Raw genomic sequence first — 13,350 nt, 5'->3', positions numbered from 1 at the left:
CGCGACGTGGCCAGCGCGCGCTTCCGGCAGCGAACAGTCTGATGTTCATCTAACATATGACATATATCAGTGCCACCACCAGCCTTGGGAGTTCACCGCATGCCCGCTCCGATCCGCCGCCTGTTCCGGCGGTGCACGCAGGTGTGGTCCAACGGATCCGGCCTCATGCGCGCGTGTGTCCTCCTCTGGTTGTTCGCAGGCGCAACCCCACGGCTCGCCGTCTTCGAAGGACGCTCTCCGTCGTTGCGGATCCTCGGGTCCTTCGAAGCGGGAACCCGGCTGAAGATGCGGGCCGTGACCCTGCGCTCAGCACTGTCGACCAGCCCCGAGGGCGAACTCATCCTGGGGGACCGCGTGTTCATCAACCAGGGCACCACGATCCACGCTCAGCGCTCCATCCGCATCGGCGATCGCGTCTCCATCGGTGATGGCGTCCGCATTTACGACACCGGATTCCATCCCGTCCGGCCCGAGCAGTCGGTCAAGACGGAACCGATCGTCATCGAGGACGACGTCTGGATCGCCGCCGGCGTCACGATCCTCCCCGGCGTCACCATCGGCCGGGGGTCGGTCATCGGCACCGGCGCCGTCGTGACCCGGCCCATCCCCGCAGGCTCCCTCGTCGCCGGGCCGGCCGCCGTCGTCATCGACGGGTTCGACGTCCCGGACGACTTCAGACGCACCGGGCGATGAGGCACACAGAGACAACAGACGTCGCCGGACTTCTCCGCGCCCAAACGATATGGTGGCATCCTCCCCCCGCGCCGGACCAGCCAGCTGGAGCATCATGCTGTCCATCGTCATCCCGTGCCGGAACGGCTCGCGGACGCTCGCATCCCAACTCGACGCCATCCTGGCGCAGGCGACGGACCTCCCCATCGAGATCATCGTGGCCGACAATGGCTCGACCGACACCACCGCAGAGCTGGTCCAGACGTTCCATGCTCACGACGACCGCGTCCGTCTGGTGAGCGCCCACGGGACCATCGGGATCAATCACGGGCGCAACGTCGGCATCCGAGCGGCCAATGGCCAGTACATCCTGTTGTGCGACGCCGACGACCTCGTGCAACCCGGCTGGCTCGCCGGCCACGCGCAGGCATTCACCCAAGGAGCCCTATGCGTGGGCGGCGGCGTCGAGTTCACCCTCGACGACGGTACGGTCATCGACCACATCCCGGGGGTCGTGACCGTGAACTGGGACGTCCCCTCGCCCATCGGCGCGAACTGCGGGTTCCGCCGGGAGGTCTTCGACGGCATCGGGGGCTTTGACGAGTCGTTCCGCGGAGGCGGCGACGAGACCGACTTCTTCTGGCGCGCGCATGCCGCGGGCTTCCCGACCACGGCGGTGCCGGACGCACTGGTCTCCTACGCCTTGCGATCGAAGCTCTCGGACGTCGCTCGGCAGTTCTTCGGATACGGCCTCGGAACCGTCGCCCTGTATGTCGCCCATCGAACCTGGGGAATGCCGAGATCACGGTGGTGGCAGGCTCCCGTCGTGATCGCGATCGCAGCAGCGCAGCTTGTCGCGCCGGACCCGCGACGACGACGCAAGGCTGTCGAGCGGATCGCAGTCCGCGCAGGTCGACTCGTCGGTAGCGTGCGGCATCGCACCATGTATCTCTGACGAGCACCGGAACCGCCCGGCGCAGTGCGCCCCCCGACCAGAGCGACGCCACGGTCACCACCACCACACCTTGTTCCGCCGCGCGTCGAGTCGATAGGAATCAGCCCGTGGACGCGAGGTGATCGGGACAGCGGGAACGCCGCCGACGAGGGTCCATTCCGGGACGTCTCGACTCACGACGGCGCCGGCCGCGACGACCGCCCCCTCACCGATCGTCACCCCCGGAAGGATCACCGCCCGAGCACTGATCCATGCGCGGTCGCCGATCCGGACCGCTTCTGACACGAAGGCGAAGTCATGCGAACGGAGGTCGTGCTGTGCCGTCCAGATCTGCGCGCCGCTGTTGATGCTCACGTGCGATCCGATGGACAGGCCGCCCCGCGCATCCAGCGTGACATCCTCCGCGACGAAGCAATCCTCCCCGAGCGCCAGACGGCGAGCCGCGCGGACCTGCAGTCCGTGATGGATCGCGCACCCTCCGCCGATGGCCGCCCCCCACGACCGGAGTGCCGCCACACGAACGTCATTGCTCGGCACTGAGGAGGCCGCCCGCAGGGCGACCATCTCGGCTGACCCGACGATCAAGCCCACTCGTTTCCGTACCATTCTTCATCCCCGCTCGAATCAGTCGACACGATCAACTAAAATACCGAGTATACAAACATCACATCCCATGAAGGGGACCTATGCTCTCGATCGTCATCCCCTGTCGGAACGGGGCGGCCACACTGCATCGACAGCTCGACGCGCTCCTCACCCAGGAAAGCGACGAGGCGTTCGAGATCGTCGTCGCGGACAACGGTTCCTCCGACTCCACGGCCGAGATCGTCAGGCGATACGCCCGTCTCGATGCTCGCGTCAACCTCGTCGACGCGAGCGGGAGACCCGGGATCAACCACGCCAGGAACAGCGGCGTGGCAGCCTCGCGCGGGCGGATCGTACTGATGTGCGACGCGGACGACGTCGTTCGACCGGGCTGGCTCACCGCCCATACCAGGGCGTTCGCCGCGGGTGCGGAATGCGTCGGCGGGGCGGTCGATCGACGACTGCCCGACGGACGCCTCGTCACCAGCGATGAGGGTGTCTACCGCACGCTGTGGAACGTCCCTTGGCCGGTCGGCGCAAACTGCGGCTTCGCACGAACGGTCTACGACCGCGTCGGCGGGTTCGACGAGTCGTTCGTCGGCGGCGGTGACGAGACCGACTTCTTCTGGCGCGCGGCACGACTCGGCTTCGAGACGATCGCGGTGCCCGACGCTGTCCTCGACTACACCCTGCGTGGCGACCTCCGCTCGGTCGCGAGGCAGTTCTTCGCCTACGGCCGCGCGAATGTCAGGCTGTACCGGGAGCACCGGCCCGCCGGTATGCCACGGTCGCCCTGGTGGTCCATGCCCGCGGCCGTCAGCTCCGGGGTCCTCCTCCTCCTGTCGAGCCGCCCGTCGAGCTTGCGGCGCCGTCGAGCAGTCGAGCGGCTCTGCTCTCGGGCCGGTCGACTCGTCGAGAGCCTCCGTCTCCGGACGCTCTACCTGTGACGCCTCGATGATCAACCTCGCGTGGTCGGTGCTCGAGCGGGTCCTGCCGCGCGCGGCCTCGGCGCTCATCATGCTCGTCTTGGCCGCGAGCCTCGCGCCGTCCGTCGTCGGCATGTACGCGTGGATGGTCCTCGCCCTCACGCTGGTCCAGACCGTCGGCGACACGGCCGCTCGGCAGACCGCCGTCGTCCACGACGGGACCGCTTCCGGGGCACGCTTCATCGGACGATTCCGGGTGTGGTCCGCCGTCGTCGGAGGAGCCCTCCTCTCGGTCGTCGTCATGGCGCTCCTCCTCACACACGCGGAGCAGGACCGGTGGCAGGCGCTCGCCCTCGCGCCGTTCGTCCTCGTCCCCGCCGCGTCGGCCGCCGGTATCGATGCCCTGGTCAGACTGCAGCGATCGGGGCGTTGGAAGGACATCGCATCGAATCAGGCATGGTCGTCGACCTGCTCCCTCCTGTGCAGCGTGCCGACGCTGGTCGCGACAGGGTCGCTCCTCGCGAGCGCGCTGCAGGCGCTCCTCGCCGAAGCCGGGTTCGCCGTCCTCAACCGTCGGCGAGCGGCGCGACTGGGACGTGGAGCAGACACCGGGACGCGACCCTCGGAGCTGACCGGCGGCGTGTTCCGCGACTACCTGCACACGGCGCTCTTCGCCCTCCTCGGTTGGGGACAGGGACAGACCGACCGCCTCTCGATCGGGGGTCTTGCGGGCGGGTCGCGCCTGGGGCAATACGCATTCGCCATGTCGTTGTCACGCAGCATCGGCGACGCGGCGGCGCTTGCCGCGGTCAACGTCCTCCGGCCGGCCCTCACCGAGGCGGCACGTGACGGCCGAGGGTCCGAGATCGTCGCGGTCACGGAAGCTTCGCTCCGACGATCGCTGGTCCTGGCGGTCGTGGCCGCCGTGGCGACGAGCATCGGGGTTGAGCTGATCGTGGCCCCCTTCCTCGCAGACGACTGGGACCCCGCCCTCGCACTCGTCCCCGTCCTCGCCCTGTCGGTCGCTCCCTCGGTCGTCGCCTGGTCGATCACAGCGGTCCTCCAGGCCGAGAGCCGGATGCGCTGGGCGAGTCCGATCAAAGCGGTCGGCGTGCTGCTGTCCCTCCCGGTCGGCCTCGTCGCCCTCCAGGACCTGCAGCTCGCGGCCTGGCTCGTGAACGCCCGGGAACTCGTCGTGATGGCGCTGCTCCTCCTCGCCGCTCGCCACCGGGCCCCGTGGCGGGGTGGCCTCCTCGCCCTCGGCGTCGTCCTGGTCGGCGCGGCCGTATGGCATCTGACCCGAGGCTAGGCCGGCTGCAGCAGATCCCTCAGGATGTCCAGCGCCCCCTGGCTCGCATACCGCTGGTACTCGCCGCGGGGAGCACGCAGCATGACGGGGAGGATCCGTCGCCACCGGGCCGGAGCGAGATCGGCCCGGAACCGCTCGAAGGCCGCTTTGGCGACGACCGCCGAGGGGTCGGCGCGCGGCGCGGGATCACGGGCGTCGTCGAGCCAGGATGCGAGCCCTGCGACGCGATCCGCGATGTCGCGGTTGCGCTGCCGCCCCGGCTGCATCAGTCTCGAGATCTTGTACGCCAGCGTCGGCTCGACGATCCCGATCTGGTTCGCGCCGTGCTGCCGGTAGTCGACGAGCGGTTCATCCAGGAACTCGATCGGTCCTCGTGATGCGGCGACGATCGCCAACCACTCGTCGTGGACCCACGGTGCGGGGAACGGCGCGGCCGCGTCGAAGACCGCACGTCGGAACATCGCGGTCGCGCCAGTGACGAGGTTGCGTCGCAGCAACACGCCGAAAGCATCACCAGCCCGGATCCCGTCGCGTTCGTGCGGGCCGATCGACAGCGACGCGAAGAGCGTGGTGCCGAGGGACACCCCGTCGGCTCCGACGAGCCGGGCGTCCGAGCACACCATCTGCAGCTCCGGACGCGCGTCGAAGGCGGCCAGGGCACGCTCGACGCGGTCGGGCCGCCACACGTCGTCCTGATCGGAGAGGACGATCAGGCTCCCCGTGGTCGCGCGGATCGCCCCCTCGAAGTTCTTCGTGACGCCGAGTGGACTCGGATTCCGCAGGACACGCACCGGGACGGACGACTCAGCGGCGAAGCGCTCGACGATGGCGGATGTCCCGTCAGTCGAACCGTCGTCGCTGACCACGATCTCGCCCGGGAGCACGGTCTGCGCGAGCATGCTGGCCAACTGCTCTTCGAGGAACACGGCGCCGTTGTAGGTGCACAGGGCGACGGAGACGCGTCCGTCGACTGCTGCTGTTGCTGGCATGGACCCGCCCCTCACCGCTCATCGGACCGCGGACCAGCCTATCCCGCCCGCCCCACTGGTATCCTCGTGCCTTATGCCCCGCGTAGCCGTCGACCTCCTCTCGTACACCGGAACGAAAGGCGGTATGGAGACATACGCGCGCGAGCTGTACCGCGAGATCGGCCGACTCGGCAGTGAATTCGAGTTCGTCGGACTCGCCAGCAAAGAGGGATACCAGCTCGACCGTTCCTGGTTCCCCGGGGACATGATCGACACCGGTATCACCGGAGAGAACCGCTTCCGGTGGGCGATCGGCGAGCTCTGGTCGATCGGTCGTATCGCGAAGCGTCACGGTGCGGATCTGTTGCACTGCCCGGCTCTGCTCGGTCCTGCCCGGAGCAGCATGCCCACCGTGATCTCCATGCACGACATGCTCTACTGGAGCCAGCCCCAGATGATGAGCACCCCGGCGTTCACGGAACCCGTGAAGTTTATGGAGCGCCTGGGTGCACGGAACGCCAGCCGGATGATCACCATCAGTGAGGTGTCCCGGCGCGAGATCATCACCTACCTCGGCTTCCCGGCAGACCGCATCGACCTCATCCCCCTCGCCGGAACCGCCCTGCCGATGGGCGAACGACGACCGGACAAGGAGCACCCCTTCATCCTGGCGACGGGCAACCGGCGCCCGCACAAGAACTGGGCTGGTCTCATCAGGGCGTTGCCGCTCGTTGACGAGGCGATCCGCCCTCGAGTGGTCATCACCGGCAGCCACGGTGAGGACCCTCTGCGCGCCGTCGTCAACGAGGTCGGCATGCACGACTGGGTCGAGCTGCGATCCTGGTTGACCAGCGAGGAACTCGGTCACCTCTACGAGACCGCGACCGCGCTCGCCATGCCGTCGTTCCACGACGGCTTCAGCCTGCCCGCCCTCGAGGCCATGATGGCGGGGCTCCCCGTGCTCATCTCCGACATCCCCGTGTACCGGGAGGTCGCCGGCGATGCGGCCGAGTACTTCGATCCCCATTCGCTCGAGTCGATCGCCACTGCCATGACGACGGCGGTCAGTGACCCCGCACGGATGGCCGAACTCGCCGATCAGGGCAGGGAACGCGCCAAGCAGTTCTCCTGGGAACGCGTGGCGACACGCACGCTCGAGACCTTCCGGACCACACTCGCCTGACACGGCCGCGGCTGGCCGACGGGCCACCGCCATCCAGCCGCGTCGCCTCACTCCGACTGCGGCTGGATGACCGGGATCGACTCGGTGTCGGCCGGGCCGAGCGCGATGGTCGGCATCGAGACGGTGATGAGTGAGCCGTCGGCACGGCGGCTGCCCTCGATGTCGCTCGCGCTCGGCTCGCCGACGAGGTGCGGACCCTGGTTGTCGAGTGGAACGGTGACCGTGGTGCCGGCCTCGACGAGGACGTTGCCGCCGCCGACGACGAACGAGGCGGAATCGCCCTCCTCGACGGTGAACCGCATCTCGGTGCGCCGGACGGAGATCCGCACCCGAGTGCCCTTGACAGTGAGCCGGAAGGTGATGCCCTGCCAGTCGACCGGCAGGCGCGGCGAGAAGGAGATCACGCCGCCGTGGTCGCGCATCCCGGCGAAGCCGAGCACGAGCGCGCTCCACACGCCACCGGTGGAGGCGACGTGCACGCCGTCCGGGGTGTTGCGGTGCAGGTTCGCGAGGTCGACGAACAGCGCCGACCAGAAGTACTTGAGCGCGAGCCGCTGGTACCCGACCTCGGCGGCGATGATCGACTGCACGACCGCCGACAGGGTCGAGTCGCCCGTCGTCAGCGGATCGTAGTAGTCGAAGTCGGCGAGCTTCTCCTCGTCGGTGAAGTGGTCGCCCTGCAGGAGCAGCGCCAGCACGACGTCCGCCTGCTTGAGCACCTGGAACCGGTAGATGACGAGCGGGTGGAAGTGCAGGAGCAGCGGGAGGTGCTCGGGCGGGGTGTGGTCGAGGTCCCACAGCTCCTTCTCGAGGAACTGGGCGTCCTGCGGGTGGATGCCGAGCCGCTTGTCGAAGGGGATGTGCATGTGCTCGGCGGCGCGCTGCCACTCGCGGACCTCGGCATCGTCGAGCGAGAGCCGCGTGACCAGGCGTTCGAAGGAGGCCGGATCGTCCTCGCGGAGGCGCTCCACGGCCTCGACGGCCGACAGCAGGTTCGACCGCGCCATGACGTTGGTGTAGAGGTTGTCGTTCACGACGGTCGTGTACTCGTCGGGCCCCGTGACCCCGTAGATGTGGAACGAGTCCTTGCCGTTCGCGCGCCAGAAGCCCAGGTCGGCCCACATGCGCGCCGTCTCCACGAAGATGTCGACGGCTCCGCGGGCGAGGAAGTCCTCATCCCCCGTCGCCGCGACGTACTGCCGCAGCGCATAGGAGATGTCGGCGTCGATGTGGTACTGCGCCGTGCCGGCCGCGTAGTACGCGGACGACTCGAGCCCGTTGATCGTGCGCCACGGGAACAGGGCGCCGTGCTGGTTGAGCTCGGTCGCGCGGGAGCGGGCGGCGTCGAGCATGTTCTGACGGAACCGGAGGGCGTTCCGCGCGACGAGCGGTGCCGTGTAGCTGAGGAACGGGAGGACATAGACCTCGGTGTCCCAGAAGTAGTGGCCGCCGTACCCGGAGCCGGACACGCCCTTCGCCGCGACACCGCCGCCGTCCGTGCGTGCCGACGCCTGCGCCAGCTGGAAGAGGTTCCACCGGGTCGCCTGCTGGATGGCCGGCTGTCCGTGGACCTCGACGTCGGAGCGCGCCCAGAAGTCCTCGAGCCACAGCTCCTGGTTGCGGATCGCCGATTCGATGCCGTTCTCAGCGGAACGGTCGAGCGTGCGGGCGCAGCGGTCGGCGAGTTCCTTCGGCGGGACGGCGTTGGACGTGTGGTAGCTGATGATCTTGGTGAGCTTCGTGGGCACGCCCGCGCGGCCGCGGATCGTGTACACGTGCTTCGCGAGGTCGGCCTCGATGTGCGTCGAGACCTCGTATTCGTTCTCGGTCTCGATCGTGTGGTCGGCGCCGGCCACGATCGTCATGCCGGAGTTCGTCGTCTGGTACCCGAGCATCGCGCGCGGACCGTCGATGAGCTTGTACCGCGGCTGCAGCACCCGCTCGGTGAGGGACTCCGCCTTGCGCGGGTCACCCATCCCCGGCTCAGGTGCGTTCGTGAGGTAGTCGTCCTGACGGTCCTGCCGGTTGATGATCTGGCTGGAGAGCACGAGCGACGCGTCCGCGTCGAGCAACGTGACCTCGTAGTCGAGGACCGCGAGATGGCGGTCGGTGAAGGACACCATGCGACGGGAGCGGATGTGGACCCGCTTGCCCGAGGGCGTCCGCCATTCGAGTTCACGGCTGAGGACACCGGTCTTGAAGTCGAGGCGACGCTCGAAGCTCAGGAGGTCGGCGTCGTTGAGGATCAAGGGCTCGTCGTCGACGTAGAGGCGCACGACCTTCGTGTCGGGCGCGTTGACGATCGTCTGACCGACGCGGGCGAAGCCGAACGCCTCCTCGGCGTGACGGATCGGCCAGGTCTCGTGGAACCCGTTGATGAACGTGCCGTGGACGTGGCCGTCGCGGCCCTCCTCGACGTTGCCGCGGAAGCCGAGGTAGCCGTTGCCGAGCGCGAACAGGGTCTCGGTCGTGCCCTCGTCGTCCGCGTCGACATGGGTCTCGACGAGCGCCCAGTCGTCGAGCGGGAACCGGTGACGGTCGAGCGGGTCGCTGGTGATGTGGTTCATGCCTGGTCCTCGGAGGAGTCGTGGGGTGCCGTGAAGGTCTGGGAGTCGGCCGGATCGTCCGGCCCCGCTGTTCGCGAGGCCGACCGCAGTGGGTCGACGAGCTCGTCGAGGTCGTCGACCACGATGTCGGCTCCCGCGTCGATGAGCGCCTGGTGCCCGATGCCGCGGTCGACGCCGAGTACGAGACCGAAGTCGCCACGTCGACCGGCCTCTACCCCGGAGTGCGCGTCCTCGACGACGACGCATTCAGACGGCGCGTAACCGAGCAGACGACCGGCCGCGACGTAGGTGTCCGGCGCGGGCTTGCCGGCGATCCCCTCACGCGCGGCGACGACGCCGTCCATCACGACCGGGAACCGCTCACGGAGTCCTGCCGCTCGGAGGACGACCTCGGCGTTCTTGGAACTCGACACCACGGCGACCGCGAGCCCTGCCTCCTCGACCGTGTCGAGGAAGGTCGACGATCCCGGGTACGCGGCGATTCCGTCCGCTTCCAGGACGGCCGTGAACACCGAGTTCTTCCGGTTGCCGAGACCGCACACGGTCTCCAGCTCAGGCGCGTCGGTCGGCGAACCCTCGGGGAGCGTGATGCCGCGTGACGCGAGCATCGCGCGCACCCCGTCGTACCGCGGCTTGCCGTCGATGTACCGGAAGTAGTCGGCGTCGGTGTACGGCTCGGCGATCCCGTGGGCGACGAGCTCGTCGGTGAAGAGCTTCGCCCAGGCGTGCATGTGGATCTCGGCGGTCGGGGTGATGACGCCGTCGAGGTCGAACAGCACCGCCCGGCAGCCGAGGAGCCGCGAGGCCGCCTCGTCGAGGGTCAGGACGTCGTTCGATGGCGCGTTGATCGGCTGGGTCACGGTGCACGGTCCTCGTCGGTTTGGGGGAAGAGGTGGACAGTGGAACGGAAGCTGCTGCGGACCGGTGGGGCGGCCGCGCAGACCCAGCCTAGGAGAGTTTGGCCACCACGTCGTACACGCGGTCGATACCGGCGTGGACCGGGAAGTGGTGGTTGCCCACGAACAGCCCGTCCTCGTGGATCTTGTCGGCGGCGGGGAGTTCGGCCGGGACCTTCGCGTCGAGGTACTTCATGACCGGGTTCTTCGTGAAGTTGCCCGCCACGATGGGCCGTGACTCGATCCCCTCGGCAGCGAACGCCTGCACGACCTCCTTGCGTCGGCCGGCGAGCGCGCCCTCGAGCACGAGGGAGAAGCCGAACCAGCTGCTCTCGCCCTGCTCGCGCTGGATGCGCACGGAATCGAGGTCGGCGAAGCGTTCCGTCCAGTACACGGCGTTCTCCCGACGACCCGCGATGAGCTGTGGGACCTTCTGGATCTGCTCGATGCCGATCGCGCCGGACATCTCGAGCGGACGGACGTTGTAACCGGGAAGGACGAAGCGGAAGAGGTCGTCCCACTCGTCGCCCGACTTGTCGTGGACGGCGTTCTGCTCGGGGAGTCCACGGGTCCAGCCGTGGGCCCGCAGCGAGATGAGCATCTGCGCCGTGGCCTCGTCGTCCGTCAGGATCATCCCGCCTTCCATCGTCGAGATGTGGTGGGAGAAGAAGGCGCTGAACGTGCCCATCGCTCCGACCGTTCCGGCGAACCGACCGTCGTCCTTCGCGCCGAGCGACTCGCAGTTGTCCTCCAGCAGGAGGAGACCGTGACGTTCGGCGAGTGCCGTGAGCGCCGCGAAGTCGTTCGGGTTGCCGAGGAGGTTGACCGCGAAGATCGCCTTGGTGCGCGGGGTGATGGCGGCCTCGGCGAGCGACAGGTCCAGGTTGAGGGTGTCGACGTCGATGTCGACGAAGCTCGGGATGAGGCCGTACTGCTGGAGGGGGTAGTAGGTGGTGGCCCACGACACGGCGGGCACCAGGACCTCGTCGCCCGCCTGCAGGTCGACCCGGTCGTCGAGGACGGCTGCGGCGATCGCGAGGAGGTTCGCGCTCGACCCGGAGTTGACCATGACGCCGAACCCGGCGCCGAACGCACCGGCGAAATCGCGCTCGAACTGCGCGACGAGCGGACCCATGGTGAAGCGGCCGCTGTCGACGACGCGCTGGATGGCGGCGTACTCCGCGGCATCCCAGGAGGAGGTGGCGAGGGGGAAACCGGAGTCGAAAGTGTCGTCGGTCATGCTGTCTGTGGCTCCTGAGCTGCGAGGTAGGCGTGGTAGCTCGCGGCGACGCCGGCCGCGAGCGGGGTGGTGGGGTTCCAGCCGAGCGCACGGGCGGCGGCCGAATCGAGCAGGCGCTGGTGCACGCCGGAAGGCTTGGTGGCGTCGTACCGGAAGTGACCGGTGAAGCCGGCGGCGCGACCGGCTGCTTCGTAGTACTCGGTGATGCTGTGGTCGACACCCGGCCCGAGGTTGAGCGTGACGGGCCATGCGTCGAGTGAGCCGAGCTGCGTGACGAGCCACGCCGCGAGATCGGGCGTGTAGGTGAATTCGCGTCGGGCGGTGCCGTCACCCCAGACCTCGACCTCGTCGGAGCCGCTCGTCACGGCGGCGTGCACCTTACCGAGGGCGGCGGCGATGAGGTGCGCCTGACCGTGGGTGTAGTCGTCGCCCGGGCCGTAGAGGTTCGACGGCACTGCTGCGCGATAGGCGAACCCGTACTGCCGACTCGCGTACTCGCAGAGCTTCGTCCCGGCGATCTTCGCGAGCGCATATCCCTCGTTCGCGCCCTCCAGCGTGCCGCTGAGGAGCGCGCCCTCACCGATCGGCTGTGGGAGCCCCTCGGGGTAGATCGCCGCGCTCGACACGTAGAGCAGCTCGGGGACGCCGGCGTCGATCGCGCCTCGGATGACCGAGGTGTCGATCAGGAGGTTGTCGAGCAGGAAGTCGGTGGGACGCTGCAGCTTCGCCTGGATGCCGGCTACCTTCGCGGCGGCGTGCACGATCGCGTCCGGCGACGTGCGCCCGATGAGGGCGGCGACGGCGGCACGATCGGTGAGGTCGGCGTCCGCGCGCGTCGCCACGATCAGTTCGTCGGCGGCGCGGAGCGTGGGCCAGACCTCGGCGATGCTCGAACCGAGCATGCCGGCACCACCCGTGAGGAGGACGCGCACCGCGCCTAGACCTCCGCGGTGTCGATGTAGGGCTTGCCCGACGCCTCGAGCTCGGCGACGTCGGAGTCGACCATGATCTGCGCGAGGCGCGGTGGCAGCACCTTCGGGGTCCAGCCGAGGACCGACTCGGCCTTCGCATAGTCGCCGATCAGCGCGTCGACCTCGGTGGGACGGAGGTAGCGCTCATCGAACTTGACGTACTTCTCCCAGTCGAGGTCGAGCCGCTCGAAGGAGAACTGGAGGAAGTCCTTGACCGTGTACGCGGTGTTGGTGGCGAGGACGAAGTCGGTCGGTTCGTCGGCCTGCAGCATCCGCCACATGCCCTCGACGTAGTCGGGCGCGTAGCCCCAGTCGCGGACGGCGTCGAGGTTGCCCATGTACAGGAAGTCCTGCTGGCCGGCGGCGATGCGCGCGGCGGCACGGGTGATCTTGCGGGTCACGAAGGTGCCACCACGCCGCGGCGACTCGTGGTTGAACAGGATGCCGTTGACCGCGAACATGCCGTAGGCCTCACGGTAGTTCCGGGTGATCCAGTAGGAGTAGACCTTCGCGACGCCGTAGGGCGAACGCGGGTAGAACGGGGTCTCCTCGTTCTGCGGCGGTGGCGTCGCACCGAACATCTCGGAGCTCGACGCCTGGTAGAAGCGGCAGTGGAGACCGATCTGGCGGATGGCCTCGAGGAGACGGACCGTCCCGATGCCGGTCGTGTCGCCCGTGTACTCGGGCTCGTCGAAGCTGACGCGCACGTGGGACTGGGCGGCGAGGTTGTAGACCTCGTCGGGCTGGATCTCGGCGAGCAGTGTTGCGAGGCGCGAGCCGTCGGCCAGATCGGCGAAATGCAACTGGAGTCGGGGCGAACCGTCGTGGGTCGTCTCGGGGTCGTAGATGTGGTCGATCCGGCCGGTGTTGAAGGTGGACGCGCGCCGCACGAAGCCGTGCACCTCGTACCCCTTCGACAACAGGAGTTCTGCGAGGTAGCTGCCGTCCTGGCCGGTGATACCGGTGATGACGGCCTTCTTGACGGGGGCTGGCGTCGTGGGAGCCGGCGTCACAGGGGTTTCAGTCATGGGGTTCCGCTCTGGATCGAATCGTGTGGTCGGGCCGGGCGTTCTTTCGA

Annotated in this window: 12 protein-coding genes; 5 read left to right on the top strand and 7 right to left on the bottom strand. The window is 68.5% G+C overall.

The window, feature by feature from the left end; genetic code table 11:
* The first annotated feature begins 99 nt into the window (after positions 1–99).
* Positions 100–693, top strand: coding sequence for an acyltransferase (locus IFU11_RS06680; RefSeq protein ID WP_191941455.1), 594 nt, complete (start codon positions 100–102; stop codon positions 691–693).
* A 94-nt stretch (positions 694–787) separates the two neighbouring features.
* A complete protein-coding gene (locus tag IFU11_RS06675) occupies positions 788–1,627 on the top strand; it encodes a glycosyltransferase family 2 protein (RefSeq protein WP_192018512.1) in 840 nt (279 codons plus the stop codon).
* A 54-nt stretch (positions 1,628–1,681) separates the two neighbouring features.
* Here the strand turns inward: IFU11_RS06675 and IFU11_RS20730 are convergent, their stop codons facing one another.
* Positions 1,682–1,981, bottom strand: coding sequence for an acyltransferase (locus IFU11_RS20730; RefSeq protein ID WP_307783387.1), 300 nt, complete (start codon positions 1,979–1,981; stop codon positions 1,682–1,684).
* A gap of 332 nt (positions 1,982–2,313) precedes the next feature.
* Between IFU11_RS20730 and IFU11_RS06665 the strand changes: the two genes are divergently transcribed.
* Complete coding sequence (locus IFU11_RS06665; RefSeq protein ID WP_191941457.1) at positions 2,314–3,159, top strand: glycosyltransferase; 846 nt, start codon at positions 2,314–2,316, stop codon at positions 3,157–3,159.
* A 7-nt stretch (positions 3,160–3,166) separates the two neighbouring features.
* The gene (locus IFU11_RS06660; protein WP_191941458.1) at positions 3,167–4,447 is read left to right on the top strand and encodes a lipopolysaccharide biosynthesis protein; all 1,281 of its coding nucleotides are present in this window, start codon (positions 3,167–3,169) and stop codon (positions 4,445–4,447) included.
* Here IFU11_RS06660 and IFU11_RS06655 read toward each other — a convergent pair.
* The gene (locus tag IFU11_RS06655) at positions 4,444–5,436 is read right to left on the bottom strand and encodes a glycosyltransferase family 2 protein (protein WP_191941459.1); all 993 of its coding nucleotides are present in this window, start codon (positions 5,434–5,436) and stop codon (positions 4,444–4,446) included. The genes IFU11_RS06660 and IFU11_RS06655 overlap by 4 nt on opposite strands.
* Before the next feature lie 124 nt (positions 5,437–5,560).
* On the opposite strand from IFU11_RS06655, the gene IFU11_RS06650 reads away from it, so the two are divergent.
* Positions 5,561–6,598: a glycosyltransferase family 4 protein gene (locus IFU11_RS06650; RefSeq protein WP_192018511.1), complete on the top strand. Its 1,038-nt coding sequence runs from the start codon at positions 5,561–5,563 to the stop codon at positions 6,596–6,598.
* A gap of 47 nt (positions 6,599–6,645) precedes the next feature.
* Here IFU11_RS06650 and IFU11_RS06645 read toward each other — a convergent pair whose 3' ends face one another.
* From IFU11_RS06645 to gmd, 5 genes are all read right to left on the bottom strand, one after another.
* Positions 6,646–9,165 carry a glycoside hydrolase family 65 protein gene (locus tag IFU11_RS06645; RefSeq protein ID WP_137243373.1) on the bottom strand — a complete coding sequence of 840 codons (2,520 nt, stop codon included), beginning with the start codon at positions 9,163–9,165 and terminating at the stop codon, positions 6,646–6,648.
* Positions 9,162–9,989, bottom strand: a complete 828-nt coding sequence (locus IFU11_RS06640) for an HAD family hydrolase (RefSeq protein ID WP_191942099.1) — start codon at positions 9,987–9,989, stop codon at positions 9,162–9,164. Before IFU11_RS06640 ends, IFU11_RS06645 begins: the two co-directional genes overlap by 4 nt.
* A 124-nt stretch (positions 9,990–10,113) precedes the next feature.
* Positions 10,114–11,301 carry a DegT/DnrJ/EryC1/StrS family aminotransferase gene (locus IFU11_RS06635; RefSeq protein ID WP_137243374.1) on the bottom strand — a complete coding sequence of 396 codons (1,188 nt, stop codon included), beginning with the start codon at positions 11,299–11,301 and terminating at the stop codon, positions 10,114–10,116.
* On the bottom strand, positions 11,298–12,233 hold the full coding sequence (locus IFU11_RS06630; RefSeq protein ID WP_079707283.1) for an NAD-dependent epimerase/dehydratase family protein: 936 nt from the start codon (positions 12,231–12,233) through the stop codon (positions 11,298–11,300). The genes IFU11_RS06635 and IFU11_RS06630 overlap by 4 nt, the downstream gene beginning before the upstream one ends.
* Before the next feature lie 5 nt (positions 12,234–12,238).
* The gene (gene gmd / locus IFU11_RS06625; protein ID WP_137243375.1) at positions 12,239–13,300 is read right to left on the bottom strand and encodes a GDP-mannose 4,6-dehydratase; all 1,062 of its coding nucleotides are present in this window, start codon (positions 13,298–13,300) and stop codon (positions 12,239–12,241) included.
* Positions 13,301–13,350: the final 50 nt, after the last annotated feature.

The organism is Plantibacter sp. CFBP 8804, assembly GCF_014841225.1.
Lineage (GTDB): Bacteria > Actinomycetota > Actinomycetes > Actinomycetales > Microbacteriaceae > Plantibacter > Plantibacter auratus.
Note: the sequence above shows the minus strand (reverse complement) of the source record. Positions and strands in the feature narration are given on the sequence as shown.

Coding starts and splice junctions, on each gene's coding strand:
- IFU11_RS06680 (WP_191941455.1), top strand. CDS start 100: ATGCCCGCTCCGATCCGCCGCCTGTTCCGGCGGTGCACGCAGGTGTGG.
- IFU11_RS06675 (WP_192018512.1), top strand. CDS start 788: ATGCTGTCCATCGTCATCCCGTGCCGGAACGGCTCGCGGACGCTCGCA.
- IFU11_RS06665 (WP_191941457.1), top strand. CDS start 2,314: ATGCTCTCGATCGTCATCCCCTGTCGGAACGGGGCGGCCACACTGCAT.
- IFU11_RS06660 (WP_191941458.1), top strand. CDS start 3,167: ATGATCAACCTCGCGTGGTCGGTGCTCGAGCGGGTCCTGCCGCGCGCG.
- IFU11_RS06655 (WP_191941459.1), bottom strand. CDS start 5,436: ATGCCAGCAACAGCAGCAGTCGACGGACGCGTCTCCGTCGCCCTGTGC.
- IFU11_RS06650 (WP_192018511.1), top strand. CDS start 5,561: ATGGAGACATACGCGCGCGAGCTGTACCGCGAGATCGGCCGACTCGGC.
- IFU11_RS06645 (WP_137243373.1), bottom strand. CDS start 9,165: ATGAACCACATCACCAGCGACCCGCTCGACCGTCACCGGTTCCCGCTC.
- IFU11_RS06635 (WP_137243374.1), bottom strand. CDS start 11,301: ATGACCGACGACACTTTCGACTCCGGTTTCCCCCTCGCCACCTCCTCC.
- gmd (WP_137243375.1), bottom strand. CDS start 13,300: ATGACTGAAACCCCTGTGACGCCGGCTCCCACGACGCCAGCCCCCGTC.